Genomic DNA, 382 nt, shown 5'->3' with positions numbered 1-382 from the left:
CTTGTCGGCCATGGTCTTGACCATCTCGGCGGTCAGCACGCCGGCGGCCGAGCAGCCCAGGAACACGTCGGCGCCGTTGACCACGTCGGCCAGGGTGCGGGCCGAGGTTTCCTGCGCGTAGCGGGCCTTGTTGGGCTCCATATTGGCATCGCGGCCGGTATAGATCACGCCCTTGGAATCCACCACCGAGATATTGGTGCGGGTCACGCCCAGGCTCACCATGGTGTCCAGGCAGGCGATGGCCGCCGCGCCGGCGCCCGATACCGCCAGCTTGACCTTGGCGATATCCTTGCCCACCACCTTCAGGCCATTGAGCAGCGCCGCCGCCGAGATGATGGCGGTACCGTGCTGGTCGTCGTGGAAGACGGGAATGTTCATGCGC

At 66.2% G+C, this 382-nt stretch carries 1 protein-coding gene; it reads right to left on the bottom strand.

What is annotated here, in order from left to right:
• A partial coding sequence (locus P3W85_RS29005) for a malic enzyme-like NAD(P)-binding protein (protein WP_276267289.1) occupies positions 1–382 on the bottom strand: 382 nt, incomplete at both ends.

The organism is Cupriavidus basilensis (assembly GCF_029335485.1).
GTDB lineage: Bacteria > Pseudomonadota > Gammaproteobacteria > Burkholderiales > Burkholderiaceae > Cupriavidus > Cupriavidus basilensis_E.
Note: the sequence above shows the minus strand (reverse complement) of the source record. Positions and strands in the feature narration are given on the sequence as shown.